This window comes from Pseudomonas sp. C9-3 (assembly GCF_032392015.1).
In the GTDB taxonomy this organism is placed as follows: Bacteria; Pseudomonadota; Gammaproteobacteria; order Pseudomonadales; family Pseudomonadaceae; genus Pseudomonas; species Pseudomonas nitroreducens.
Map to the genome: position 1 here is coordinate 1,415,630 of NZ_CP135919.1, position 24,694 is coordinate 1,440,323.

Genomic DNA, 24,694 nt, shown 5'->3' on the forward strand with positions numbered 1-24,694 from the left:
GCCAGGGCTCTCCCGTGGTTTATCGACGCACCGGCGGATTTCTTGAGACGTTCGCTCCAGATCCCGGCGCATTTTCGGCAAGCGTACTGCCGGGAAGGCTCGGCGCGTGCTGGATGAAAGTCGTGATGCGCTGCACCAGCTCACGGGCCAGCGGCAGGTTGGGATTGTTGTAGGAGGCGAGTTGCTGCGGACCGCTGGTCGGGACGATCCGCAGGATATGGTTCATCCCCGAGATCAGGTGGAAGTCGCTGTCGGGCTTGGCGCGCTTGAGCGCCTGCGCATCCTCGACGCCAACCTGGATATCGTTGGTGCCCTGCAGGACCAGCGTCGGCAATTTCAACTCGGCGAAGGCGCGGGCCGGGTCCTGGCGGAACAGCGAGATCAGGTAGGGCTGCACGCTGGGGCGGAACAGCACCTTCAGGGGCTCCGGCACCCGTGGCTGCAACTGCCCGGCCTGCAGGCCGTCGATCAGTTGGTCAGCCTGGGCGAGCAGGAGCGGCGGTAGGCGGGCTTGCAACTGCTCGCGCAATACGTCGCCGATCGGGCGGGCACTGCCTGCGAGGGAAACCAGCGCCTCGGCGTGGGTTCGCGGCGCGGCGAGGCTGGCGATCAGCGCGCCCTCGCTGTGGCCGATGAGAATCTGCCGGCCGAAGCGCGGGTCGTGGGCCAGCTTGTCGCTCCAGGCCACCACGTCGCTGACGTAGGCTTCAACGCTGAGCTCTTCCTCACGCGGCGCGGCCGGCAGGCTGCGGGCCACGCCGCGCTTGTCGTAGCGTACGCTGGCAATGCCGTTTTCCGCCAAGGCCTCGGCCAGTTTGCGCAGGTAGGCGTTCTGTCCGCCCTCGGGGTTGTTGCCGTCGCGGTCGGTGGGGCCGGAGCCGGCGATCAGCAGTGCTACTGGCGGAGGGGTATCGCCCTGGGGCAGCAGCATCGTCCCGCGCAGCACGCCGTGGCCGGTATCCAGGTCATAGGGACGCTGCAGGATGCTGGTGGGGGCGGCCTGGGCGATGCTGGTGACGAAACAGAAGAGGAGCAGGGCGAGACGGCGCATCGAAGACTTCGTGATGGGGCTGATGGCGCTTTGATCCTCGCGGGCGGCGAAGGTTCGCAGGGCGGATTGACGCAGGTATACTGCTCGGCCTTTTCGATACCAGTCTTTTCGCGGAGCCTCGCATGTCCGGCAACACCTACGGCAAGCTGTTCACCGTCACCACCGCTGGCGAAAGCCACGGCCCGGCGCTGGTCGCCATCGTCGACGGCTGCCCGCCCGGCCTTGAGATTTCCCTGGAAGACCTGCAGCGCGACCTGGACCGCCGCAAGCCCGGCACCAGCCGCCACACTACCCAGCGCCAGGAAGCCGACGAGGTGGAGATCCTCTCCGGCGTGTTCGAGGGCAAGACCACCGGCACCCCGATCGGCCTGCTGATCCGCAACACCGACCAGAAGTCCAAGGACTACTCGGCGATCAAGGATCTGTTCCGCCCGGCCCACGCCGATTACACCTACCACCACAAGTACGGCATCCGTGACTACCGTGGCGGCGGCCGTTCCTCGGCGCGCGAGACCGCCATGCGCGTGGCCGCCGGCGCCATCGCCAAGAAGGTCCTGGCAGGCATGGGCATCAGCGTGCGCGGCTACATGAGCCAGCTCGGCCCCATCGAAATCCCCTTCAAGACCTGGGACAGCGTCGAAGACAACGCCTTCTTCAGCCCCGACCCGGACAAGGTGCCGGAGCTGGAGGCCTACATGGACCAGCTGCGCCGTGACCAGGATTCGGTAGGCGCGAAGATCACCGTGGTCGCCGAAGGCGTGCCGCCGGGCCTGGGCGAGCCGATCTTCGACCGCCTGGACGCCGAACTGGCCCACGCGCTGATGAGCATCAACGCGGTGAAGGGCGTGGAAATCGGCGCCGGCTTCGCCAGCGTCGCCCAGCGCGGCACCGAGCACCGCGACGAGCTGACCCCCGAAGGTTTCCTGTCGAACAATGCTGGCGGCATCCTCGGCGGTATTTCCAGCGGCCAGCCGATCATCGCCCACCTGGCGCTGAAGCCGACCTCCAGCATCACCACCCCCGGCCGTTCCATCGATGTGGACGGCAACCCGGTGGACGTCATCACCAAAGGTCGCCACGACCCGTGCGTGGGCATCCGCGCTACGCCCATCGCCGAGGCGATGATGGCCATCGTGCTGCTCGACCACCTGCTGCGCAATCGCGCGCAGAATGCCGACGTGAAGGTCGGCACCCCGGTCCTCGGTCAGCTTTGAGTGACCTGGCGCTCCCGCCGGCCTGATCAGGTGGCGGGAGCGTCGGATATTCGCCGCCGATGACTCAGGTTCCCTACTGGCGGCTGTCCAGTTTCTACTTCTTCTACTTCTGCCTGCTGGGCGGGACGGCGCCGTTCCTCGCGCTGTATTTCCATCACCTGGGGTTCTCTGCGCCACGCATCGGCGAACTGGTGGCGATCCCCATGCTGATGCGCTGCGTGGCGCCGAACCTGTGGGGCTGGTTGGGCGATCGCAGCGGCCAGCGACTGGCCATCGTGCGCTTTGGCGCGGTGTGCACGGCGCTGTGTTTCGCCGGCATCTTCCTCGGTCACAGCTATGCGTGGCTGGCGCTGATCATGGCCGGGCACGCGTTCTTCTGGCACGCGGTACTGCCGCAGTTCGAGGTGATCACACTGGCGCACCTGCGCGGGCGCACCGAGAGCTACAGCCGCATCCGCCTGTGGGGTTCCATCGGTTTCATCTGCACCGTGGTCGGCCTGGGCTGGCTGTTCGAGTTCGCCAGTCTGGACGCCTATCCGCTGGCGCTGCTGGCGATCATGCTCGGCATCGTCGGCGCCAGTTGGTGGGTGCCGAACGCCCAGCCACCGGCGCGGCAGGATGAGGCCAGCGCGGGCGGTTTTCTCCAGCAACTGCTCAAGCCCGGCGTGCTCGCCTTCTACCTGTGCGTGTGCCTGATGCAGCTGTCCCATGGCCCGTACTACACCTTCCTGACCCTGCACCTGGAGTCGCTCGGCTACGCTCGTGGGCTGATCGGCCAGCTCTGGGCACTGGGGGTGGTGGCCGAGGTGCTGCTGTTCCTGGTCATGCCGCGCCTGCTCAAGCGCTTCTCGCTGCGCCAGGTGCTGGTGGCGAGCTTCCTGCTGGCGGCCTTGCGCTGGCTGCTGCTGGGCACTTTGGCCGGGCACCTGCCGGTACTGTTATTCGCCCAGTTGCTGCACGCGGCGACCTTTGGCAGCTTCCACGCTGCCGCCATTCATTTCGTCCAGCGCAGCTTCCAGGCTCGCCAGCAGGGGCAGAGCCAGGCGCTTTACGCCGCGCTGGCCGGCACCGGTGGCGCGCTCGGCGCGCTTTACTCCGGCTACAGCTGGGGTAGCCTTGGGCCGGCCTGGACCTTTGCCATCGCCAGCGTGGCTGCGCTGGCCGCCGCCTTCATCATCTGGACCCGTCTGAACGAGGACCCGCATGAACGACACCCGTGAGCAGCTGACCCAACAGATCATCGAGGCCGGCCGTTTCCTCTATGGCCGTGGCTGGTCGCCGGCCACCAGCAGCAACTATTCCGCGCGCCTAGCCGCCGACCGTGCGTTGCTCACCGTTTCGGGCAAGCACAAGGGCCAGCTCGGCGTCGACGATGTGCTGGAAACCGACCTCGCCGGCAACAGCCTGGAACCGGGCAAGAAGCCCTCGGCGGAAACCCTGCTGCACACCCAGCTCTACGCCTGGCGCCCGGAGATCGGTGCGGTGCTGCACACCCATTCGGTCAATGCCACCGTGCTGTCGCGCCTGACTGTGGGCGACCGCCTGGAGCTGGAAGACTACGAACTGCAGAAGGCCTTCGCCGGCGTCAGTACCCACGAGGGCCGCGTCACCGTGCCGACCTTCGACAACGACCAGGACATCGCCCGCCTGGCCGCCAAGGTGCAACCCTGGCTCGATGCGCATCCGGACTGCCCGGGTTACCTGATCCGTGGCCACGGCCTGTACACTTGGGGCCCACGCATGGCCGATGCCCTGCGCCAGATCGAAGCCTTCGAATTCCTCTTCGAATGCGAACTGAAAGTACTGAGCCTTCGCGGCGGCACGCGCTGAGCGAACCCGACCCGCTTTTGAGAAAAAAGCCCAGAAGGACAACGACCATGAGCAGCCTGACCGTCTACCACGAATCCAACCCCGAGCAGCCGCTGAAGCTGCTGACCCACGCCGAGGACATCGCTTCCACCCTGGGCGAGCTGGGCGTGCGCTTCCAGCGCTGGGCGGCGAATGCCCCCATCGTTCCCGGTGCCAGCCAGGAAGAGGTGATCGCCGCCTACCAGCACGAGATTCGTCGCCTGCAGGAGGAGGAGGGCTACGTCACCGTCGATGTGGTCAGCCTGACCGCCGACCATCCGCAAAAGGATGAGCTGCGCGCCAAGTTCCTCGATGAACATCGCCATGGCGAGGACGAGGTGCGCTTCTTCGTTGCCGGCCGCGGGCTGTTCACCCTGCACATCGAGGACCACGTCTACGCCGTGCAGTGCGAGAAGAACGACCTGATCTCGGTGCCCGCCGGCACCCGCCACTGGTTCGACATGGGCGAGCGCCCGCACTTCGTGGCCATCCGCCTGTTCAACAATGCCGAAGGCTGGGTCGCGAAATTCACCGGTGATGAGATCGCCAAGCGTTTTCCGTTGTTGGAAGACTGATCTCTCCTTAGCCGGGGAGGGTAGGCTGTTTCCTGCTCTTCGTAGGAGCGAGCGTGCTCGCGAACAGTGTTGCCGGCCCACTCGGTTCCATGCCGTTCGCGAGCAAGGACTGGGCGTCCCCCTCGGTCCTGCATGTCATCCCGCCTGGGTTAAAGGCGGGCCTTTGGAGTCCCCATGCCCATCAAAGCCATCCTCACCGACATCGAAGGCACCACCAGCGCGGTCAGCTTCGTCTTCGACGTGCTCTTTCCCTATGCCGCCGCGCACCTGCCGGACTTCGTGCGTGAGCATGCCGACGAGCCGGCCGTGGCCGAGCAACTCGCCGCCGTGCGCGCCGACAGCGGTGAGGCGAACGCCGACACCGAACGCTGCATCGAAATCCTTCTCGGCTGGATCGCCGAAGACCGCAAGGCCACGCCGCTCAAGGCACTGCAAGGCATGGTCTGGGAGCAGGGCTACAGCGCCGGCCAGCTCAAGGGCCACGTCTACCCGGACGCCGTCGACGCGCTGCGCCACTGGCACGCCGAGGGCTACCGGCTGTACGTCTATTCCTCCGGCTCTATCCAGGCGCAGAAGCTGATCTTCGGCTGCTCGGAGGCGGGCGACCTGTCGCCGCTGTTCTCCGGTTACTTCGACACCACCAGCGGACCCAAGCGCGAGGTGGAGTCCTACTGCCGCATCGCCGCTGCCATCGGTCTGCCGGGCGAAGACATCCTGTTCCTTTCCGACATCGTCCAGGAGCTGGATGCCGCACAGCAGGCCGGCCTGCAGACCATCGGCCTGGCCCGCGAGGGTGGGGTACTGGAAGGCCACGACACGGTGGCAAGCTTCGCGGTGATCGACCCGGCGCGGGTTTGACCCCCTGCCTTGAATGCACGCCCGTGCCGCTGCGGCGCGGGCAGCTATGCTGATCAGGCCGACATTCTCATAGAAGGATCTTCCAAATGGGCTCGACCCTCAGTGGCCTGATCAGCCTGATCATCTTTGCCCTGGATATCTGGGCGATCATCAACGTGGTGAAAAGCAACGCCGAGATGCCGATGAAGATCATCTGGATCCTGGTAATCGTCATCCTGCCGGTGCTCGGCCTGATCATCTGGGCGGTGGCAGGGCCGCGCGGCAACGTGCGGGTCTGAGCGTCATTTCAACTCCCGCAGGAGCGGGCCATGTTCGCGATAGCGCCCATGGAACGCTCATGCAGGTCGACAGCCTCAGTCGAACCGGTAATGCATCCGCACGCAGCCCGGCTCGATCACCTTGGCCGACAGCAGCGTCGGCGACACCCGCAGCCCGGTTGCGGGGAATAGCGCAAAACCGCCACCAATGATCTCCGGCATTACGTAGATTTCCAGCTCATCCAGCGCCCCGCGCTCCAGGAAGGCCATCTGCAGCTGGCCTCCGCCGAGCATCCATACGTCGCCATCTTCCAATGCGCGCAGTTCCCCGATCAGCGCTTCGACATCGCTGCGGGTTTCCAGCGGGCCCTTCGGTTCGTCGATGGGGCGGGACGTCACCACCAGCACGCGCTGTGCGCCATAGGGCCAGGGGCTGGGGTCGGCCGCGAGGAAGTCGTAGGTCGCGCGGCCCATGACCACCGTGCGGATGCGCTGGAGGAACAGGGTGTAGTCATGTTCGCCCAACTGCAGCTGGTCATGCCTGAACAGCCAGTCCAGCCCGTGTTCGGGCGTTGCGATGAAGCCGTCAAGGCTGGTGGCGATGTAGCTGAGAATTCTGGCCATGTTGCGTCTCCGTGGATAAGCTTTGTGCCAATATATAAATGAATGTTCATTTATAAAAGAGATTGGCATGGCTCGAACCAAGACGGTGAGCGACGCAGCGATACTCGACGCCGCCATGGCATTGATGGTGCGCGAAGGGCCGGAATCCGTGACTTTCGCTGCCGTGGGCCGCGAGGTCGGGCTTTGCGCTGCGACGCTGGTGCAGCGCTACGCGACCAAGGCGGATTTCCTCCGCGCCGTGCTGCTGCGCGCCTGGGACCAACTGGATGAGCAGACCGCCCGACTCGACGAGAGCATCGAGCTGAGCCCGGAAGGCGCGATTCGGATGCTGGTGGCGATGTTCCCGGTGGGCGAGGGTGAGACCGATTACGCGGAAGGGTTGCTGATCCTGCGCGAGGACATGCGCGATCCATTGCTTCGTGAACGTGGGGCACGATGGGGCGCGACGTTGGCCGCGGCATTGGGGCGGCGATTGAGCGATGATCCGCAACGGCAGCCGATTCTCGGCCGGCTGATGGCCAGCCAGTGGCAGGGCGCGCAGTTGTGGTGGGCTTTCGAACGCCGGGGCGATCCGGCGAGTGCCATCGGCGGCGAGCTGCGCCGTTGGTGCAATGTCGTGCTGAAGGCGGAAAGGGTTGCGGGATAAGGCGCCGCGATGGAGACTCGTTCGATGCATTACTGCCTGATCGAAACAACACTCGGCTGGTTCGGGCTCGCCTGGAGCCCGCAGGGGATCACGCGCGCCTATCTGCCGGGGGACTCCGTGCACAGCGTGCGCGAGCGCTTCGACAAGCTCGGCACCGAGACTGCCCAATGGCCTGCATTCATCGATGAAGCGCGCCGGTTGATCTTCGGCTATGCGCAGGGCGAGGCGGTGTCGTTCGAGACGTTGCCGCTGGACCTGTCCGGCCAGAGTGATTTCCACCGCCGCGTCTACGACGACATCCTCCAGCTGGGCCGCGGGGAGACCACGACCTATGGCGAGATCGCCCGGCGCCTGGGTGATGTCGGCTTGTCCCGCGCGGTGGGGCAAGCGATGGGGTCCAATCCGATCCCGCTGATCATTCCCTGTCACCGCGTGCTTGCCAGTGGCGGCAAGACCGGTGGCTTCTCCGCACCCGGTGGCAGCGGCTCGAAGATGCGCATGCTGGCGTTGGAAGGCTACGTCGATCCGCAGGCAGCGCAGACCGCCTTCGACTTCTCCTAGAGCGGACGGCTAGGCCGTTTCCAGCGCGCCCTCCAGGCGCAGCAACAATTCCTTGCGCGGCAGGCCGCCAGCGTAGCCGGTGAGGCTGCCGTTGCTGCCAATCACCCGGTGGCAGGGGACGATGATGCTGATCGGGTTGGCGCCGTTGGCCGCGCCCACCGCGCGGATGGCCTTGGGCCGGCCGATCCGCCGCGCCAGTTCTGCATAGACAGTGGTGTAGCCGTAGGGAATCTCCAGCAGCGCCTGCCAGACCTGGCGCTGGAACTCGGTGCCACCGGTGTTCAATTTCACCTCGAAGCGCTGGCGCTTGCCGGCGAAATACTCGTCCAGCTGACGCGCCACATCGTCCAGCAGTGGGCTGCCTTCGTACCAGTCCGGCTGAGGGTAATGGCGCACCTCCAGGTCCATGTATAGCATGCGCAGGCCGCCTTCGTCGCCGGCCAGCAGCAGGCGGCCGGTGGGGCTGTCGTGGTAACGGTAGTGCATGGTCATCCTCCGGTGCGGCCGGCCTGGGAATAGGCGTGCCACAGATAGACGGCGGCATAGGCGCGCCACGGTCGCCAGGCTTCGGCGCGACGTTGCAGCTCGCGAGCGGTGATGCCTCCGGCGCCCCAGACCGGTGACTTGAGCAGGCCCAGATCGGCGGCGGGGAAGGCGTCCGGATCGCCGAAGGCGCGCAGGGCGACGTACTCCGCCGTCCACGGACCAATGCCGGGGAGGGCGCAGAGGCGCTGTACCAGGTCGTCGGCGCCGTCGTTCACGTGCAATTCCAGCGCGCCGCTGGCGCAGGCGGCGGAGAAGCGCTGCAGTGTCTCCACGCGCTTGCCGGGCATGCCGATGCCGGCAAGGTCAGCTTCGGCCAGGGCCTCGGGGGTGGGGAACAGCCGCGTTGGCTGGCCTTCACAGTCGCCGGGCAACGCTCCACCCAGGCGCTGCACCAGGCGTCCGACGATGGTGACGGCGGCCTTCACCGTGACCTGCTGGCCGACGATGGCGCGCACGGCCTGCTCGAACGGGTCGAAGGCGGTGGGCAGGCGCAGGCCGGGCGCTTGCAGTAGCAGCGGGGCGAGCAGCGGGTCGGCCTGGAAATGCGTGGCGATCTGCAGTGGGTCGCTGTCCAGGTCGAACATCTTGCTCACCCGCGCCGCCAGCGGTTGCGCATGCTGCGGCGCCAGGTGAATGTCCAGTTCCAGTTCGGCGCTGTCTTCCAGCGGGCGCACGCTGAACCAGCCGATATCGCCGCCCACGCGCACACTGCGGGCATAGCGGCGCGGCGACAGGCATTCGACGCCGGCCAGGCTGCGCAGGGCGAAATGCTCGTGGAACTGCTGCCAGTCCCAGGGCGCACGGTAGGGCAGGCGAATGAGTTGGGGAGTGGGGGGCGTGTTGGTCATGGGGCGACATTACCCGTTGCCGGCGATGCTGTCCTCCCGCGCCTGACTTTCAAATTCCCCTGGAAGGCTGGCGCCGACGGCGGGGTTCGACCTGTCATCGATGGGCACGTAGAATGCGCGCCTCTTTCGGGGCGGCCCGCCGTCCCCTCCTATTGTCTTGTCCCGACGGGAGCGCACTCATGCACGATTACCAGGAAACCCTCTACGACGGCTATGGCCAGCGTTTCAGCGTCGACAGGATGCTCCACGAGGTGCGCACCGAGCACCAGCACCTGGTGATCTTCGAGAATGCCCGTATGGGCCGGGTGATGGCGCTGGACGGCGTGATCCAGACCACCGAGGCCGACGAGTTCATCTACCACGAGATGCTCACCCACGTGCCGATCCTCGCCCATGGCAACGCCAAGCGCGTGCTGATCATCGGTGGCGGCGACGGCGGCATGTTGCGCGAGGTGTCCAAGCACGCCAGCGTCGAGCACATCACCATGGTCGAGATCGACGGCACCGTGGTCGACATGTGCAAGGAGTTCCTGCCCAACCATTCCCAGGGCGCCTTCGACGACGCGCGGCTCAACCTGGTGATCGACGACGGCATGCGCTTCGTCGCCACCACCACGGAGAAGTTCGACGTGATCATCTCCGACTCCACCGACCCCATCGGCCCCGGCGAAGTGCTGTTCTCGGAGAACTTCTACCAGGCCTGCCATCGCTGTCTGAACGACGGCGGCGTGCTGGTGACCCAGAACGGCACACCCTTCATGCAGCTGGACACCGTGCGCAATACCGCCGGCCGCATGAACGGCCTGTTCGCCGACTGGCACTTCTACCAGGCGGCGGTACCGACCTACATCGGCGGTTCGATGACCTTCGCCTGGGGTTCGACCAACCCGGCCCTGCGCCATGTCGACACGGCGACCCTGGCCCGGCGCTTCGCCGCCAGCGGCATCCAGACCCGCTACTACAACCCGGCGATCCACCAGGGCGCTTTTGCCCTGCCGCAGTATGTGCTGCAGGCCATCGGCAAGCCTGCCAACGATTGACACCCGATCAGGGCTTCGCCGTCGTCTCCCTGCGGCGCAGGCTTCCCGTGGTGCCTGTCGGTGCCGCCAGTGGTGACATTTTCTTCACACTGTTTCGGGCACTCTGCCCGCCGCCAGGCGGTCGGAGGTCCTCGGGATCGCTTCGTATCATCGCGAAACGATTACCCTGCCGCGCTTAATGTCCGATTAAGCGGCGCCGAATAGAATGCGCCGCCGCTGCTTTTGCGGTGTAATGCCGCAGCCTTTCGTGCTTGCGTGGGCCACGGTTCTGCCCGGCCCAGGCGAAGCACCTTCGAACCCACACGTTCATTACGGAACCAAGAAATGGGCCAATCAGAAGTCCTGACCAATCGCCAGACCGGTGCGAGCCTCACGCGGCCGACCGTGTCCAGCCATCTGGCGTTCACCGCGCTCAGCGTCGTTACGCTGATGGTGATGTACTCCCTGCTGCGCCTGGCGCTGTTGATCTATAACCGCGAGCTGATCGGTAGCACGCCGGCCTCTACCTTTGTCGAAGCATTCCTCACCGGCATGCGCTTCGACATTCGCGCCGTGGTCTACATCGTTGCTCCGCTGGTGTTCGCCATCGTCAGTGTGCGCGCCATGGGCTGGCGCTGGCTGTGGAAGGCCTGGCTGACCGTCGCCGCGAGCATCACCCTGTTCCTCGGGGTGCTGGAGATGGACTTCTACCGTGAGTTCCACCAGCGCCTGAACAGCCTGGTGTTCCAGTACATGTCCGAAGACCCGAAAACGGTCATGAGCATGATCTGGTACGGCTATCCGGTGGTCCGCTACCTGCTGGCCTGGGCTTTTGCCACCTGGCTGCTGTACCTGCTCTTCAAGGGTATTGACCGCGCCACCCGTCCGGCCGCCAGCGGCCCGTCGGCGGCCGCCTGGTACATCCGTACCGCCGTGTTCCTGGTCATGGTCCTGCTGTGCGTCGTCGCCGCCCGCGGCACCTTGCGCCAGGGCCCGCCGCTGCGCTGGGGCGATGCGTTCACCACGGACTCGCAGTTTGCCAACCAGCTCGGCCTGAACGGCACCCTGAGCCTGATCAAGGCCGCCGAGAGCCGCTTCTCCGAAGACCGCGACAATATCTGGAAGTCGACCCTGCCGCAGGACCAGGCCTTGGCCACGGTGCGTCAGATGCTGGTGATGCCGGACGACAAGTTGGTGGATGCCGATGACGCGCCGGTTCGCCGCGACTACACGCCGCCAGCCGATGGCACCCTGCCGGTGAAGAATGTCGTGGTGATCCTGATGGAAAGCTTCGCCGGCCACTATGTTGGTGCCCTGGGCGCTCCGGGTGAGATCACGCCGAACTTCGACAAGCTGGCGAAGGAAGGGCTGCTGTTCACCCAGTACTTCTCCAACGGCACCCACACCCACCAGGGCATGTTCGCCACCATGGCGTGCTTCCCCAACCTGCCGGGCTTCGAGTACCTGATGCAGACGCCCGAGGGCGGCCACAAGTTCTCCGGCCTGCCGCAGTTGCTGTCGGCGCGCAAGTTCGAGGACGTCTACGTCTACAACGGCGATTTCGCCTGGGACAACCAGTCCGGCTTCTTCGCCAACCAGGGCATGACCTCGTTCATCGGCCGCAATGACTTCGTCAACCCGGTGTTCTCCGACCCGACCTGGGGCGTCTCCGACCAGGACATGTTCGCTCGCGGCAACGAGGAACTGGACAAGCTGGAAGCCACCGGCAAGCCGTTCTATGCGCTGCTGCAGACCCTGTCCAACCATGTGCCCTACGCGCTGCCCAAGGACCTGCCGGTACAGCCGGTGACCGGTTACGGCAGCCTGGACGAGCACCTGACCGCGATGCGCTACTCCGACTGGTCGCTCGGCCAGTTCTTCGAGAAGGCCAAGAAGTCGCCGTACTACAAGGACACCATCTTCGTGATCGTCGGCGACCACGGCTTCGGTACCCCCGAGCAACTGACCGAGATGGACCTGTTCCGCTTCAACGTGCCGCTGCTGGTCATCGCGCCCGGCATCCAGGAGAAGTTCGGCGCCACTCGCGACACCGTCGGCACCCAGATCGACATCGTGCCGACCATCATGGGTCGCCTGGGCGGCGAAGCGCGCCACCAGTGCTGGGGCCGCGACCTGCTGAACCTGCCCGAGGGTGACAAGGGCTTCGGCATGATCAAGCCATCGGGCAGTGGCCAGGATGTGGCGCTGGTATACGGTAATCGCATCCTGATCAAACCCAAGGAAGGCGACATCCGCGTCTACGATTACAAGCTGGGCAAGGACTTCGGTGTCACCCGCATCGAAAACACCCCCGAGCAGTCGCAGATGAAGACCCGCCTGGAGTCCTTCATTCAGACCGCCACCCAGGCCCTGCTGGATAACAAGACCGGTGTGGTCGACGGCAAGCCTGACGTGAAGTGATCGATGATCCGGTGAAAGGGGCCTTCGGGCCCCTTTTTCTTGCCTGCCGCTGCGCCAGGAGCGCCATTCCAGATGACATCGCGCAGGTGCGGCCCGTCCAGATTTCAGCAAAAGACAGTTATAAAGTAAGACCACATCGGTCTAATGGATTATAAGAAAAGTCAGTATCCTCCCGGCCACACCACGAGGTGATCAGTTTCGCCAGTCAGGACGCGTAGATGGATTTCGGCAATATCGGGTTTGTAGTCGCGGGTCTTGTCGTAGGCTTTATCGTTGGGATGACCGGTGTCGGCGGCGGTTCGCTGATGACGCCCATCCTGCTCTGGTTCGGTATCAACCCTGCCGCCGCGGTAGGCACCGACCTGCTCTATGCCGCCATCACCAAGTCCGGCGGCGTCCTGGTTCACCGCAAGAACGACAACATCGACTGGCGCATCACCGGCTGGCTGGCCCTGGGCAGCGTCCCGGCTGCCGCGTTGACGTTGCTGTTCCTGCACAGCCTGCACACCGACACCGCGGCCATGAACGCCGTGATCAAGAACGCCCTGGGCGTCGTGCTGCTGCTCACTGCGCTGGCCGTGCTGTTCAAGAAGCAGGTACTGGCCTTCGCCCAGCGTCACGCCGGCGACAGCTTCCACTTCAGCGGCCCCCGGCTGAATACCCTGACCGTGATCACCGGCGCCATCCTCGGCGGCATGGTTGCGCTGACGTCCATTGGCGCCGGTGCCCTGGGTACGGTGGCGCTGTTCATCCTCTATCCCTTCCTCGCCACCCGCCGTCTGGTGGGCACCGAGATCGCCCACGCCGTACCCCTGACCCTGGTCGCCGGCCTCGGCCACGCCAGCATGGGCAACATGGACTGGGGCCTGCTGGGCTACCTGCTGATCGGCTCGTTGCCGGGCATCTACGTCGGCAGCCACCTGGCCGGGCGTATTCCGGACGGCGTGCTGCGTCCGTGCCTGGCGATCATGCTGGCAATGATCGGCTACAAGCTGGTCTTCTAAAAAGCTGTCCACGATCTGCTGCGCGTCGGTCGTAGGGCGTTGGAAAGCGCCCTCAGATGCTCATTTACAGAACGTAAACTCCATTCTTCGGGCGTTTCCGCCTACTACGGCTCTAGCTCGCAAGATCGTCAACAGGTTTTCTAACGGCGGCGGAAACGCCCCGGTGTCACGCCTTTCCAGCGGCGGAAGGCGTGGATGAAGTTCGACACCTCGCCATAGCCGAGCCGCTCGGCAATTTCCTCCAGACGAATCGCGCCCGTGGCCAGCAATTCCTCGGCCAGCGCCTGGCGCACCTCGTCGAGCAGCGCACGATAGCTGCTGCCTTCGCCTTCCAGCCGGCGCCGCAGCGTGCGCGAGGTCATGTGCAGCTCATCCGCCAATTGCTCCATGTCCGGCAGCTGTCCCGGTGTGCCCAGCAGGCGGTCGCGAATCTGCCCGGAAAGCCCGGTGCGTACCTGGCGCCGGGCAAGCAGGGCGCGGCATTGCTCCTCGCAGCTCCGTGCCACTTCCGGGTTGGCGCCCGGCAGCGGCATTTCGAGGATGCGGCTGTCGAAGACGATGCGGTTTTCCGTCTGGCCGAACAGCGGTTTTACCCCCAGTTCATCGATATAGGGCTGCAGGTCGGCTGGCGCCTCGCGGCGGAACAGTGCCTGGCGGATCGGCGGCGTCTGGTTGGTGAGATCGCGCTGGATACGCAGCACGCCGCCGCCGTCGCGGTCGATGAGGAAACCGCGCAGGTCGTCCGGCACGGACGTGTCGTCCAGCACCAGGTGCGCTTCGCCGTCGTGTTCCTCCAATGTCATGCGGTGGAAGGCATAGGTCAGGTCGAGGTAACGCAGGCCCAGGTGCGCGGCACTCAGGAAGGTCGAGCTGCTGAGCATCGCGAAGCCCCAGATGCCGTAGGTGTTGAGGTGGTAGCGCAGGCCGGCCTTGAGCCCGATGCCGGGGCGCTGGCCGATGTGCCGATTGATGTTGCGCACCAGCGCCAGTTCCTGGGTCGCTTCGACCTCCGCGCCGGGGTCGGCGAGCACGCCGATGTCCAGGCCGGTGCCGTCCAGGCATTGCTCCAGGGTCATGCCGTGGTCGAGGGCGAACTGGGTCATGAGCTGCACGCTGATGGCGCTGCGTCGGGGCGACCAGGGCGGGGTGGCTGGCATCACGTTCTCTTCCAGTGAAGGATCGTTGAGCGGAAAGAAATTTCTCTGACCGAAAGTCACAATTTTCTGTCCGACTATGCCATAACCCGTGGCGGGAAGTCGCACTAGGATGTTGTCATCCGCCGCTGTGCGGACATCAGAACCGGGAGCACAACAATGACAACATCATCCCGTCGATCGGCCGCCCCGCGCGTGCTGATCATCGGTGCCGGCTTCGCCGGCCTGGGGTTGGCGATCCGCCTGCAAAAGGCCGGGATCGACGACTTCCTGATCCTCGAAAAGGCCGCCGACGTGGGTGGCTGCTGGCGCGAGAACGTCTATCCGGGCGCTGCCTGCGACGTGCCTTCGCACCTGTATTCCTTCTCCTTCGAACCCAAGGCCGACTGGTCGCGCAAGTTCGCGCCCCAGGCGGAAATCCTCGAATACGCGCGGCACTGCGCCGATAAATACCGCCTGCGCGAACGCATCCGCTTCAACTGCGAGGTGCGCGAGGCAAACTTCGACGAGGCTGCCGGCGAGTGGCGCGTTACCTGCGCCGATGGCGAAGAACTGCGCGCGCAATCGCTGGTCTGCGCCCTGGGCCAACTGAGCCGCCCGTTGATCCCGAAGCTGCCGGGGATCGAGCGCTTCCAGGGCAAGGCCTTCCATTCCGCGCAGTGGGACCATGGCACGCCATTGGACGGCAAGCGCGTGGCCGTGGTCGGGACCGGCGCCAGCGCCATCCAGTTCGTCCCGCAGATCGCGCCGAAAGTCGCCGAGTTGCTGCTGTTCCAGCGCAGCGCCGCCTACGTGATTCCCAAGCCGGATCGCCCCTACGCCGACTGGGAGCGCCGCATCAAGTCGCGCCTACCCTGGCTGCAGCGTCTGGATCGTGGGCTGAAGTACGTGCAGCACGAGGCGCGGGCGCTGGCCTTCACGGTGTTCCCGCCGATGATGAAATTCATGCGGATCAGCTTTCACCTGCACATGCGCAAGAGCATTGCCGACCCGCAGCTGCGCGCGCGGCTGCAGCCGGATTACCCCATGGGCTGCAAGCGCATCCTGATCAGCAACGACTACTACCCGGCGCTGGCGCGTAGCAACGTGAAGCTGGTCGATACGGGCATCCGTGAAGTCACTGAGGACGCCATCGTCACCCGTGACGGTGTGCGGCATCCGGTGGACACCATCATCTACGGCACCGGCTTCGCCGCCACCGAGTTCCTCGCGCCGATGCGCATCACCGGCCTTGCCGGGCGCGAGCTGAACCAGGCCTGGAGCGACGGCGCCGAGGCGTACAAGGGCATCAGCGTCAGCGGTTTCCCCAACTTCTTCATCCTCTACGGACCGAACACCAACCTGGGGCACAACTCCATCATCTACATGCTGGAGAGCCAGTTCCCCTACGTGCTCGGCTGCCTGCAGCGCATCCAGCGCGAGGGCCTGAAGTACCTGGACCTCAAACCGCAGGTACAGCAGGGCTTCAATCGCCAGTTGCAGCACGACCTGCAGCACACCATCTGGGAGCGCGGTTGCAGCAGCTGGTACAAGACCGAAAGCGGCCGCAACCCCGTCAACTGGCCGGGCTTCACCTTCCGTTACCGCCAACAGACCCGCCAGCCGGAGTTCGCCGACTATGACTGCATCCGTTGAGCCCGTAGTACCGCTGTCGACCCGCCAGAAACTCCTGACCGCCACCCTGCGTGGCACGCTCAACCTGCTGTTCCGCGGGTTGATGGGCCCGCAGCTGCCGGTGAAGGCTCAACGTGCATTGCTGCGCGGGCTGACGGCCGCAACCCTGACGCCTCGCGGCGTGCATCGTCAGCAGACGACGCTGGGCGGTGTCCCGGCCGAGGTCTGGCGTCCCGATGGGGGCGGCGAGGGCAGGGTGATCCTCTACCTGCATGGCGGGGCCTATCTGGTTGGCTCGCCGGCGACCCACCGGGCGATCACCGCCAACCTGGCGCGGCGCTGCCAGGCCGAGGTGTGGGTGATCGATTACCGCCTGGCGCCGGAGCACCGCTTCCCGGCCCAGCGCGACGACGCGGTGGCGGCCTACCGCGCCTTGCTGGACAAAGACATCCCGGCATCCGCCATCGCCGTCGCCGGGGATTCCGCGGGGGGCCACCTGACCCTGCAACTGGCGCTGGAAGCGATGGCCCAGGGGCTGCCGGTGCCAGGCGCGCTGGTGACCTTCTCGCCGGTGACCGATCTCTCCGCCGAGCATCTGCACGCGCCAGCGGCCGGCGATCCGCTGATCACCCGCGCCTGGATGGACAGCGCCATGGAGATGTTCTGCCCGCCGGGCGTGCCGCGCGCGGACGCACAACTGTCGCCGCTGCATGCCGATCTCACCGGCTTGCCGCCGCTGCTGATCCAGGTCGGCGAGGATGAAGTGCTGCGCAACGACAGCCTGCGCTTCGCCGACGCCGCGCGGCGTCACGGCGTGAGCGTGAGCCTGCAACGCTTCCCCGGCTGCTGGCACGTGTTCCAGGCCCACGCCGGCCTGCTGGACGTGGCCGACCGGGCGCTGCAGGACGTTGCCAACTATCTCGCCGGCCATCTGCAGGGAGCGCGCCGATGAAGTCCATCCTGATCAGCGGTGCCGCCTCGGGCATCGGCGCGGCCACCGCGAAGCTCTTCCACCGTAACGGCTGGCGCGTCGGTCTGATCGATCTCAATCCCGAGCCGCTGGAGAACCTCGCCGCCGAACTGGGCGGTGCCTGGCAAAGGGCGTTGGACGTAACCGATGCCGAGGCTGTAACGGCGGCGGTGAACGCGTTCGCAGAAGCCAATGGCGGCCACCTGCGCCTGCTGTTCAACTGCGCGGGCATCCTGCGCTTCGGGCGTTTCGAGGACATCAGCCTCGCCGAGCACAACCGCATCATCGCCATCAACGTGCAGGGCGTACTCAACTGTTGCTATGCCGCGCTGCCATACCTCAAGCGCACGCCGGGTGCGCAGGTGCTGAACATGGGCTCGGCTTCCGGGCTTTATGGCGTGCCGCAGATGGCCAGTTATTCGGCCTCGAAATTTGCCATCCGTGGGCTGACCGAGGCGCTGGAGCTGGAGTGGCGCGAGCTCGGCATCCGCGTCGCCGACCTGATGCCGCCTTTCGTGCGCACGCCGATGGTCGCCAGCCAGACCTTCGAGCCCTCGGTATTGCGCCGCCTGGGCGTCACCCTGGTCGCCGAAGACATCGCTCGGGCCGCCTGGCGCCAGGCCCGGAGTGGCGGCGTGCATCGGCCCATTGGCGCGATGTTCCGCGCCATGTACTGGTCCGGTCAGCTGTCGCCCCCGGCGATCAACCGCTGGGTGATGGCCTGGCTCAGCCGTGCCTGAGTAGACTGCAGGGGCGGCGAAGGAGGCCGTCCCATGCAGCGAATCCCCGAACCCCAGCCCTCTGTCTGGCAGCGAGTGCTGCAGGACATCACCACACCGTTCGACCGGATCAGCGAGATGACCTACGGGGTGATCATGACCCTGACCATCATCTCGGTGATTTCTGCTGCCAGTGGCGGTGCGAGCCGACAGGACCTGATCGTCGCCGCGTTGGGCTGCAACATCGCCTGGGGCGTGGTGGATGCCCTGATGCTGCTGGTGCGCCTGCGGGTGGAGCGGGTGCACCAGCACGGGCGGTTGCGCGCTTTGCGGGGTGTTTCGAGCGACGCCGACTTTCGTGAAGGGCTCGACGAGTTCCTGCCGCCCAGGCTGGTGGCAGTGCTCCATCCGGATGAGGTCTGGAGCCTGCGCCAGCGGCTGATGGCCTCGGAACTGGGTATCGGTCAGCCGCGCGGTGGCGGCGCCGCTGTCTGGCTGGCGGCGTTGCTGATCGTGCTGCTGGTTAGCGGCATCACCCTGCCGTTGATCCTGCCGCTGTGGCTGGTGCCGGACGAGCTGATGGCACTGCGCATTGCCCAGGGCATCGGTGTGGTCATGCTGTTTGGCCTGGGCTGGCTGCTCAGCCGCTGGTCTGGCGACTCCCCCTGGCCGGGTGCGCTGGGCTTCACGGCCCTTGGCGTTGCCATGACGGGCCTGTGCATCGCGCTGGGCGGCTAGTGCCGCGGGGTTGCGCCATCCGCCGCCTGTCGCCGCCGAGCGGAGCAAAGCGTCAAAGTAGCGGCAGGTCGGGCGCCGAGACGCTACGCTGAGGAATGTGGCCGGTATATTTCCGTTGCGCCGCTCGGCGCGTTCGGCGGAGTTGGCCACCATTTCGGGGGACGTTGCGGCATTTGACGTTTCCTGGCGGCACACTGAAGTGCCCGGAACGCGACCGCCAAGGCCGCGTTCGTTGGCGGGGAATACACTCTGAACGTCTCGACAGGAGGTGCGTACCATGGAAAAGCCCCTCTCGGAGGATATCAGCGTCAACGTGTTGCGCCGGATGAAGGAAGGTGGCTTCGATTTCGCACGCATTCATCCCATCGACTTTTTCGCCATCTTTTCCGATGAACAGAACGCCCGCAAAGCTGCCCGGCAGTTTCGCGGCGAATCGCTGAGAACCCAGGTCGAGGCCCGCGATGACGGCGGCTGGAGCCTGCAGATCAGCAAGGTGATGTTCGCCACCCACGCCGCCATCGGTGATTTCGAACACGATCTTGAGGAGGTCGTGGTGCCACTGGGCGGTATTCTCGATGGATGGGGCGTGACCCAGGAGGTCACTTCCCTGCGCTAGTAGCACGTCGTTGAGCCGCCTTTCATGGCGGCCGATCTTCTACCCGCGAAACCAGACAGCGCGCCGTCGCTAGCAGTGACGGCGCGCTTCTTCACGTCGGCAAAGGCGGCGATGCAAGAAGGACCTTGCGGACACGCCCGGTTCCCCCGGCGCCACCGATGCGGCAGACTGCCGCGCGGAGGTGACCATGACCGATATCCTGATCCTGACCCACGTCGATTTCTGCCCCCCCGGCCATCTGGGCGTGCTGCTCGACCGTCTGCAATTGCCGTTCGACGTCCGCCGTGCCGACCTGGGCGAGCTGCAAGGCTACGACCTGGAGCGGCCCAGGGCCGTCGCCATCATGGGCGGGCCGATGAGCGTGAACGACGACCTGCCATGGCTGCGCGACGAGATCGCGGCAATCCGCCGCTTCATCGAGCGCGACGTACCGATGATCGGCCACTGCCTGGGCGGCCAGTTGCTGGCCAAGGCGCTGGGCGCGGACATCCATCGCCTGCCGTACACCGAACTGGGCTGGCAGCCGATGCGCCGCCAGGAAGGCCAGAGCCCGTGGCTGGCGCACTTGCCCGACGAATTCCCGATCTACCAGTGGCACGGCGATACCTTCGACATCCCCGAAGGCGCCACGCGCCTGCTGTCCAGCCCATGGTGCGAGAACCAGGGCTTCAGTTATGGCGATCGCATCCTCGGCCTGCAGGGCCACCCGGAAATGACCGAGGAACTGGTCAGCGATTGGGTCAACGGCTTCCCGGAATACCTCGATCCCAGTCAGCCGAGCCAGGAAAGCGCCGAGGTGATGCTCGACGGTCTGCCGCAGCGAGTGGCGGCGATGAACCAGGTGGCGGAAGGGTTCTACCTTCATTGGTTGAAGCTGGCCGGGTTGATCTGATCCGGCGATCTTGGTGCGGCAGTGGGACATCGCGGACGGAGTCCGCTCCTACGCAGGAGCCGGCTTTTCGTAGGAGCGGGCTTGCTCGCGAACACCCCCCGCTGCGGGGCTGGGGTTCGCGAGCAAGCTCGCTCTTACAGTGTCTGCATGCGTGTGCGACTCAATGCTTGAACATGATGTGCCGTGCCACTGTGTAGTCCTCCAGGCCGTACATCGACAAATCCTTGCCATAGCCGGACTGCTTGAAGCCGCCGTGGGGCATTTCGCTGCACAGCATGAAATGCGTGTTCACCCAGGTGCAGCCGTACTGCAGGCGTGCTGCGACTCGTGAGGCGCGGCCCACATCCTTGGTCCACACCGACGAGGCGAGGCCGTAGTCGGAGTCATTCGCCCAGCGCACGGCCTCGTCCGCATCGCTGAACGGCGTCACCGACACCACCGGGCCGAACACCTCACGGCGGACGATCTCGTCGTCCTGCTGGGCGTTGGCTACCACCGTGGGTTCGTAGAAGAACCCCTTGCCGCTGACCATCTTGCCGCCGGTGGCGATCTGGATGTGCGGGCTGGCCTTGGCCCGTTCGACGAAGCCGGAGACGCGGTCGCGCTGGGCCGCGGTGATCAACGGGCCGAGTTCGGTATTCGGGTCGTTCTGCAGGCCGGTCTTCAGGCTGGATACCGCGCTGGCCAGATCGGCGACGAAGTTGTCGTAGACCTTCTTGCCGGCATAGATGCGGCAGGCGGCCGTGCAATCCTGTCCGGCGTTGTAGAAGCCGAAGGTGCGGATGCCGGCGATCACATCTTCCAGGTCGGCGTCGTCGAAGACGATCACCGGGGCCTTGCCACCCAGCTCCATGTGCAGGCGTTTCACGCTGTCGGCGGCACTCTTGATGATCGCCTTGCCGGTGCCCACCGAGCCGGTCAGCGAGACCATGCGCACCAGGTCGTGGCTGACCAGCGGTGCGCCCACGCTCGGGCCACGGCCGAACACCAGGTTGACCACGCCGGCGGGGAACAGCTCGGCGATGAACTCGGCGACGCGCAGGGCGGTCAGTGGCGTCTGTTCCGAGGGTTTGAGCACTACGCAGTTGCCCGCGGCCAGCGCCGGGCCGAGCTTCCAGGCGGCCATCATCAGCGGGTAGTTCCACGGTGCGATGGAGGCGACCACGCCCACCGGGTCGCGACGGATCATCGAGGTGAAGCCGGGCAGGTACTCGCCGGCGGCGGAGCCGGGCAGCACGCGGCAGGCGCCGGCGAAGAAGCGGAACACGTCGGCGATGGCCGGGATCTCGTCATTCAGCGCGGCGGCGTAGGGCTTGCCGCAGTTGTCCGATTCCAGGCGGGCCAGCTCCTCGGCGTGTTCCTCGATGCGGTCGGCCAGGCGCAGCAGGAGCATGGCGCGGTCCTTCGGTGCGGTCTGCGACCAGCCGTCGAAGGCGGCGTTGGCGGCGCGCACGGCGGTATCCACCTGGGCTTCGCTGGCTTCGGCGATCTGGCCGATCACCTCGCCGGTGGAGGGGTTGAGGACGTCCAGCTTCGCGCCTTCGCCGGCAACGAACTGGCCGTTGATCAGGAGTTTGGTTTGCATGGGGGCTCCTCCTTCAATGGGTTTCCCCTCACCCCAGCCCTCTCCCGGAGGGAGAGGGGGCTGTCCTCTGCACAGTGGTATCCCGCTGCACGGATGCTCCCTCTCCCTTCAGGGAGAGGGCTGGGGAGAGGGCGTTTCGCAAAACGCCAGAGTCATTTCCCGCTCCCCGCCACATCACTGGTCCCGCGCGTCAGGTAGTACGCGCCGAGGATCGGCAGCATGGTGGTGAGCATCACCAGCATGGCCACCACGTTGGTGATCGGCACATCGCGCGGGCGGGTCAGCTGGTTGAGCAGCCACAGCGGCAGAGTGCGCTCATGGCCGGCGGTGAAGGTGGTGACGATGATCTCGTCGAACGACAGCGCGAAGGCCAGCATGCCGCCCGCCAGCAGCGCCGTGGCGATGTTCGGCAGGATGATGTAGCGGAAGGTCTGCCAGCCGTCGGCGCCCAGGTCCATGCTCGCCTCGATCAGGCTGAAGGAGGTGCGGCGGAAGCGCGCGATCACGTTGTTGTAGACGATCACCACGCAGAAGGTGGCGTGGCCGATGACGATGGTCAGGAAGCCGGGGTCGATCCCCAGGGTCTTGAACGCCGAGAGCAGGGCGATACCGGTGATGATGCCGGGCAGGGCGATGGGCAGGATCAGCATCAGCGAGATGCCTTCCTTGCCGAAGAAGTCGCGGCGGTACAGCGCACCGGCCGCCAGCGTGCCCAGGACCATGGCGATCAGCGTGGCGACGCAGGCGATCTTCACCGACAGCCAGATGGCGTCGAGTACGTCGCCGCGCCCGAAGGCGATGCTGAACCACTTCAGGGTGAAGCCCTGCAGCGGGAAGCTGTAGGCCGACTCCTCGGTGTTGAAGGCGTAGAGCAGGATCACCAGGATCGGGAAGTGCAGGAACACCAGCCCACCCCAGGCCGCCAGGCGCAGGAACCAGGAGGGGCGGTCGGTGGAAGGTGCATCAGAGCGCATCGAAGGCCCCCAGCCGCTTGGCGATGGAGAGATACACGGCGATCAGCACGATGGGCACCAGGGTGAAGGCTGCCGCCAGCGGCATGTTGCCCACCGCTCCCTGTTGCACGTAGACCATGGTGCCGATGAACAGCCCGCTGGGGCCCACCAGTTGCGGGATGATGAAGTCGCCCAGCGTCAGGCTGAAGGTAAAGATCGACCCGGCCACCACGCCGGGGAAGGCCAGCGGCAGGATGACCTGGAAGAACGTCTGCCGCGGGTGCGCGCCGAGGTCGGCCGAGGCTTGCAGCAGCGTGGGCGGCAGGCGCTCCAGGGCGGCCTGGATCGGCAGGATCATGAACGGCAGCCAGATGTAGGTGAACACCCAGAAGCGCCCGATGTGTGACGTGGACAGGGTGTTGCCGCCCACGCCGGGAACCTCCAGCAGCAAGTCCAGCAGGCCGAGCAGGTGCAGGTGCTCGATCACCCAGTAGAGGATGCCGCCCTTGGCCAGGATCACCGTCCAGGCGTAGGCCTTGACGATGTAGCTGGCCCACATCGGCAGCATCACGGCGATGTAGAAGAAGGCTTTTTCCTTCGGCCCGGCATAGCGCGCCATGTAGTAGGCGATGGGGAAGGCGAGGATGGCGCTGGCGATGGACACGGCGATGGCCATGCCCAGCGTGCGCAGGACGATGTCGTAGTTGGCCGGGTTGAACAGTGCCTGGTAGTTGGCCAACGTCAGGTCCGGCGTCACCGCCATGGTGAAGTCGTCGAAGGTGTAGAAGCTCTGCCAGAGCAGGGCGAACAGCGAGCCGATGTAGATGACGCCGAACCACAGCAGCGGCGGGATCAGCAGCATCAGCAGGTAGAGTGTGCTGCGCCGGTAGAGAAAGGTGGAGATCGCCCTCATGACGGCGGTTCTTCCAGCAGCGGCACCAGCGCGCTGCGTGCCCAGGAGGCGGTCACTGCGTCGCCGGGTTTCGGGCGCTGTTCCTCGCGCTCGCCGTTGGGCAGCGCGGCGACCAGGCGCACACCGTTATCCAGTTCGATCTCGTAGCGGCTGCTGGCGCCCATGTACTGCACGTCGAACAAGGTACCGCTGACTTCCAGCTCGCCCTCACCGGCGCGGCCGAAGCGCACGTGTTCCGGGCGCAATGAATGTGGGCGGGATTCGCCGAGCAGGCGTTGGGCGAGATCGCCGCGCAGCACGTTGGCGGTACCGACGAACTCGGCGACGAAGCGCGTAGCAGGGCGACGGTAGAGGTTGCCCGGAGTATCGACCTGTTCGATGCGGCCCTTGTTGAACACGGCCACTCGGTCGGACATGGACAGCGCTTCGCTCTGGTCGTGGGTGACGAAGATGAAGGTGATGCCCAGCTGGCGTTGCAGTTTCTTCAACTCCACCTGCATCTGCTCGCGCAGCTTCAGGTCCAGTGCGCCGAGGGGTTCGTCCAGCAGCAGCACACGCGGGCGATTCACCAGGGCGCGGGCGAGCGCCACGCGCTGGCGCTGGCCGCCGGACAGCTGCGCCGGCTTGCGCTTGCCGTAGCCGGCGAGGGCGACCATCCCCAGGGCTTCCTCGGCGCGGTGGTAGCGTTCGGTCTTCGCCACGCCCTTTACCTTCAGGCCGTAGGCGACGTTATCCAGCACGTTCATGTGCGGGAACAGTGCGTAGTCCTGGAACACCGTGTTGACGTCGCGCTCGTAGGGCGGCAGGCCAGCGGCTTCGTTGCCGTGGATGCGGATGGAGCCGGAGGTGGGCTGCTCGAAGCCGGCGATCAGTCGCAGGCAGGTGGTCTTGCCGGAGCCGGACGGGCCGAGCATGGAAAAGAACTCGCCATCGCGGATCTCGATGGACACGCGGTCGACGGCGCGCACCTCGCCATAGTGACGGCTCACGTCGGTGAACTGGACGGCTGTGGTCATGCTGCGGGCTACCTGCGTGGCGGGGGCTGCATCAGAAAAGGTAGCGCATAGA

The 24,694-nt window shown here is 65.8% G+C and carries 26 protein-coding genes; 17 read left to right on the forward strand and 9 right to left on the reverse strand.

Annotated elements, in window-relative coordinates; genetic code table 11:
* Nucleotides 1-19 precede the first annotated feature (19 nt).
* Nucleotides 20-1,051, reverse strand: a complete 1,032-nt coding sequence (locus RS899_RS06225; RefSeq protein ID WP_315809367.1) for an alpha/beta hydrolase — start codon at nt 1,049-1,051, stop codon at nt 20-22.
* 122 nt (nt 1,052-1,173) lie between these two features.
* Here RS899_RS06225 and aroC point away from each other — a divergent pair, with 122 nt between their 5' ends.
* The 6 genes from aroC to RS899_RS06255 all read left to right on the forward strand — a co-directional run bounded on the left by aroC (nt 1,174) and on the right by RS899_RS06255 (nt 5,824).
* Complete coding sequence (aroC, locus tag RS899_RS06230) at nt 1,174-2,265, forward strand: chorismate synthase (protein ID WP_054908452.1); 1,092 nt, start codon at nt 1,174-1,176, stop codon at nt 2,263-2,265.
* A 59-nt stretch (nt 2,266-2,324) separates the two neighbouring features.
* Nucleotides 2,325-3,485, forward strand: coding sequence for an MFS transporter (locus RS899_RS06235; protein WP_233300154.1), 1,161 nt, complete (start codon nt 2,325-2,327; stop codon nt 3,483-3,485).
* The gene (locus RS899_RS06240) at nt 3,469-4,095 is read left to right on the forward strand and encodes a methylthioribulose 1-phosphate dehydratase (RefSeq protein WP_315809368.1); all 627 of its coding nucleotides are present in this window, start codon (nt 3,469-3,471) and stop codon (nt 4,093-4,095) included. The genes RS899_RS06235 and RS899_RS06240 overlap by 17 nt, the downstream gene beginning before the upstream one ends.
* 47 nt (nt 4,096-4,142) lie before the next feature.
* A complete protein-coding gene (locus tag RS899_RS06245; RefSeq protein ID WP_024765430.1) occupies nt 4,143-4,688 on the forward strand; it encodes a 1,2-dihydroxy-3-keto-5-methylthiopentene dioxygenase in 546 nt (181 codons plus the stop codon).
* 174 nt (nt 4,689-4,862) lie between these two features.
* Nucleotides 4,863-5,546: an acireductone synthase gene (gene mtnC, locus RS899_RS06250; protein ID WP_315809369.1), complete on the forward strand. Its 684-nt coding sequence runs from the start codon at nt 4,863-4,865 to the stop codon at nt 5,544-5,546.
* A gap of 86 nt (nt 5,547-5,632) precedes the next feature.
* Complete coding sequence (locus RS899_RS06255; RefSeq protein ID WP_024765432.1) at nt 5,633-5,824, forward strand: PLDc N-terminal domain-containing protein; 192 nt, start codon at nt 5,633-5,635, stop codon at nt 5,822-5,824.
* A 75-nt stretch (nt 5,825-5,899) separates the two neighbouring features.
* Here the strand turns inward: RS899_RS06255 and RS899_RS06260 are convergent, their stop codons facing one another.
* Nucleotides 5,900-6,427: a dihydrofolate reductase family protein gene (locus tag RS899_RS06260; RefSeq protein WP_315809370.1), complete on the reverse strand. Its 528-nt coding sequence runs from the start codon at nt 6,425-6,427 to the stop codon at nt 5,900-5,902.
* Nucleotides 6,428-6,494: 67 nt separating this feature from the next.
* Here RS899_RS06260 and RS899_RS06265 point away from each other — a divergent pair, with 67 nt between their 5' ends.
* Nucleotides 6,495-7,073 (forward strand): helix-turn-helix domain-containing protein, encoded by a 579-nt coding sequence (locus RS899_RS06265; protein WP_315809371.1) that lies wholly within the window; start codon nt 6,495-6,497, stop codon nt 7,071-7,073.
* Nucleotides 7,074-7,097: 24 nt separating this feature from the next.
* Nucleotides 7,098-7,634 (forward strand): methylated-DNA--[protein]-cysteine S-methyltransferase, encoded by a 537-nt coding sequence (locus tag RS899_RS06270; RefSeq protein ID WP_315809372.1) that lies wholly within the window; start codon nt 7,098-7,100, stop codon nt 7,632-7,634.
* 9 nt (nt 7,635-7,643) lie between these two features.
* Here the strand turns inward: RS899_RS06270 and RS899_RS06275 are convergent, their stop codons facing one another.
* Together RS899_RS06275 and RS899_RS06280 are read right to left on the reverse strand one after the other, a co-directional pair.
* Entirely contained in the window at nt 7,644-8,120 is a 477-nt protein-coding gene (locus RS899_RS06275) for a methylated-DNA--[protein]-cysteine S-methyltransferase (RefSeq protein ID WP_315809373.1), read from the reverse strand.
* 2 nt (nt 8,121-8,122) lie between these two features.
* The gene (locus RS899_RS06280) at nt 8,123-9,028 is read right to left on the reverse strand and encodes a DNA-3-methyladenine glycosylase (protein ID WP_315809374.1); all 906 of its coding nucleotides are present in this window, start codon (nt 9,026-9,028) and stop codon (nt 8,123-8,125) included.
* 179 nt (nt 9,029-9,207) lie between these two features.
* Here RS899_RS06280 and speE point away from each other — a divergent pair, with 179 nt between their 5' ends.
* From speE to RS899_RS06295, 3 genes are all read left to right on the forward strand, one after another.
* The gene (gene speE / locus RS899_RS06285) at nt 9,208-10,068 is read left to right on the forward strand and encodes a polyamine aminopropyltransferase (RefSeq protein WP_315809375.1); all 861 of its coding nucleotides are present in this window, start codon (nt 9,208-9,210) and stop codon (nt 10,066-10,068) included.
* Nucleotides 10,069-10,392: 324 nt separating this feature from the next.
* Nucleotides 10,393-12,468: an LTA synthase family protein gene (locus tag RS899_RS06290; protein ID WP_170860185.1), complete on the forward strand. Its 2,076-nt coding sequence runs from the start codon at nt 10,393-10,395 to the stop codon at nt 12,466-12,468.
* 218 nt (nt 12,469-12,686) lie between these two features.
* Nucleotides 12,687-13,472: a sulfite exporter TauE/SafE family protein gene (locus tag RS899_RS06295; protein ID WP_233300143.1), complete on the forward strand. Its 786-nt coding sequence runs from the start codon at nt 12,687-12,689 to the stop codon at nt 13,470-13,472.
* Between the two features lie 140 nt (nt 13,473-13,612).
* On the opposite strand, the gene RS899_RS06300 is transcribed toward RS899_RS06295, so the two are convergent.
* The gene (locus RS899_RS06300) at nt 13,613-14,629 is read right to left on the reverse strand and encodes an AraC family transcriptional regulator (protein ID WP_315809376.1); all 1,017 of its coding nucleotides are present in this window, start codon (nt 14,627-14,629) and stop codon (nt 13,613-13,615) included.
* A 156-nt stretch (nt 14,630-14,785) separates the two neighbouring features.
* Between RS899_RS06300 and RS899_RS06305 the strand changes: the two genes are divergently transcribed.
* The 6 genes from RS899_RS06305 to RS899_RS06330 all read left to right on the forward strand — a co-directional run bounded on the left by RS899_RS06305 (nt 14,786) and on the right by RS899_RS06330 (nt 20,175).
* Nucleotides 14,786-16,261: an NAD(P)/FAD-dependent oxidoreductase gene (locus RS899_RS06305; protein ID WP_315809377.1), complete on the forward strand. Its 1,476-nt coding sequence runs from the start codon at nt 14,786-14,788 to the stop codon at nt 16,259-16,261.
* Nucleotides 16,245-17,192, forward strand: coding sequence for an alpha/beta hydrolase (locus RS899_RS06310; RefSeq protein WP_315809378.1), 948 nt, complete (start codon nt 16,245-16,247; stop codon nt 17,190-17,192). Before RS899_RS06305 ends, RS899_RS06310 begins: the two co-directional genes overlap by 17 nt.
* A complete protein-coding gene (locus RS899_RS06315) occupies nt 17,189-17,950 on the forward strand; it encodes an SDR family oxidoreductase (protein ID WP_315809379.1) in 762 nt (253 codons plus the stop codon). The genes RS899_RS06310 and RS899_RS06315 overlap by 4 nt, the downstream gene beginning before the upstream one ends.
* A gap of 33 nt (nt 17,951-17,983) precedes the next feature.
* A complete protein-coding gene (locus RS899_RS06320; RefSeq protein WP_315809380.1) occupies nt 17,984-18,667 on the forward strand; it encodes a VIT1/CCC1 transporter family protein in 684 nt (227 codons plus the stop codon).
* Between the two features lie 277 nt (nt 18,668-18,944).
* Nucleotides 18,945-19,283 carry a ribonuclease E inhibitor RraB gene (locus tag RS899_RS06325; RefSeq protein ID WP_024765445.1) on the forward strand — a complete coding sequence of 113 codons (339 nt, stop codon included), beginning with the start codon at nt 18,945-18,947 and terminating at the stop codon, nt 19,281-19,283.
* Between the two features lie 187 nt (nt 19,284-19,470).
* Nucleotides 19,471-20,175: a type 1 glutamine amidotransferase gene (locus RS899_RS06330; RefSeq protein ID WP_315809381.1), complete on the forward strand. Its 705-nt coding sequence runs from the start codon at nt 19,471-19,473 to the stop codon at nt 20,173-20,175.
* Between the two features lie 160 nt (nt 20,176-20,335).
* On the opposite strand, the gene RS899_RS06335 is transcribed toward RS899_RS06330, so the two are convergent.
* The 4 genes from RS899_RS06335 to RS899_RS06350 all read right to left on the reverse strand — a co-directional run bounded on the left by RS899_RS06335 (nt 20,336) and on the right by RS899_RS06350 (nt 24,642).
* A complete protein-coding gene (locus RS899_RS06335; RefSeq protein WP_054908470.1) occupies nt 20,336-21,760 on the reverse strand; it encodes a gamma-aminobutyraldehyde dehydrogenase in 1,425 nt (474 codons plus the stop codon).
* Nucleotides 21,761-21,912: 152 nt separating this feature from the next.
* The gene (locus tag RS899_RS06340; RefSeq protein ID WP_315809382.1) at nt 21,913-22,734 is read right to left on the reverse strand and encodes an ABC transporter permease; all 822 of its coding nucleotides are present in this window, start codon (nt 22,732-22,734) and stop codon (nt 21,913-21,915) included.
* Complete coding sequence (locus tag RS899_RS06345) at nt 22,724-23,626, reverse strand: ABC transporter permease (RefSeq protein WP_315809383.1); 903 nt, start codon at nt 23,624-23,626, stop codon at nt 22,724-22,726. Before RS899_RS06345 ends, RS899_RS06340 begins: the two co-directional genes overlap by 11 nt.
* Complete coding sequence (locus RS899_RS06350) at nt 23,623-24,642, reverse strand: ABC transporter ATP-binding protein (protein WP_054908473.1); 1,020 nt, start codon at nt 24,640-24,642, stop codon at nt 23,623-23,625. Before RS899_RS06350 ends, RS899_RS06345 begins: the two co-directional genes overlap by 4 nt.
* Nucleotides 24,643-24,694 lie beyond the last annotated feature (52 nt).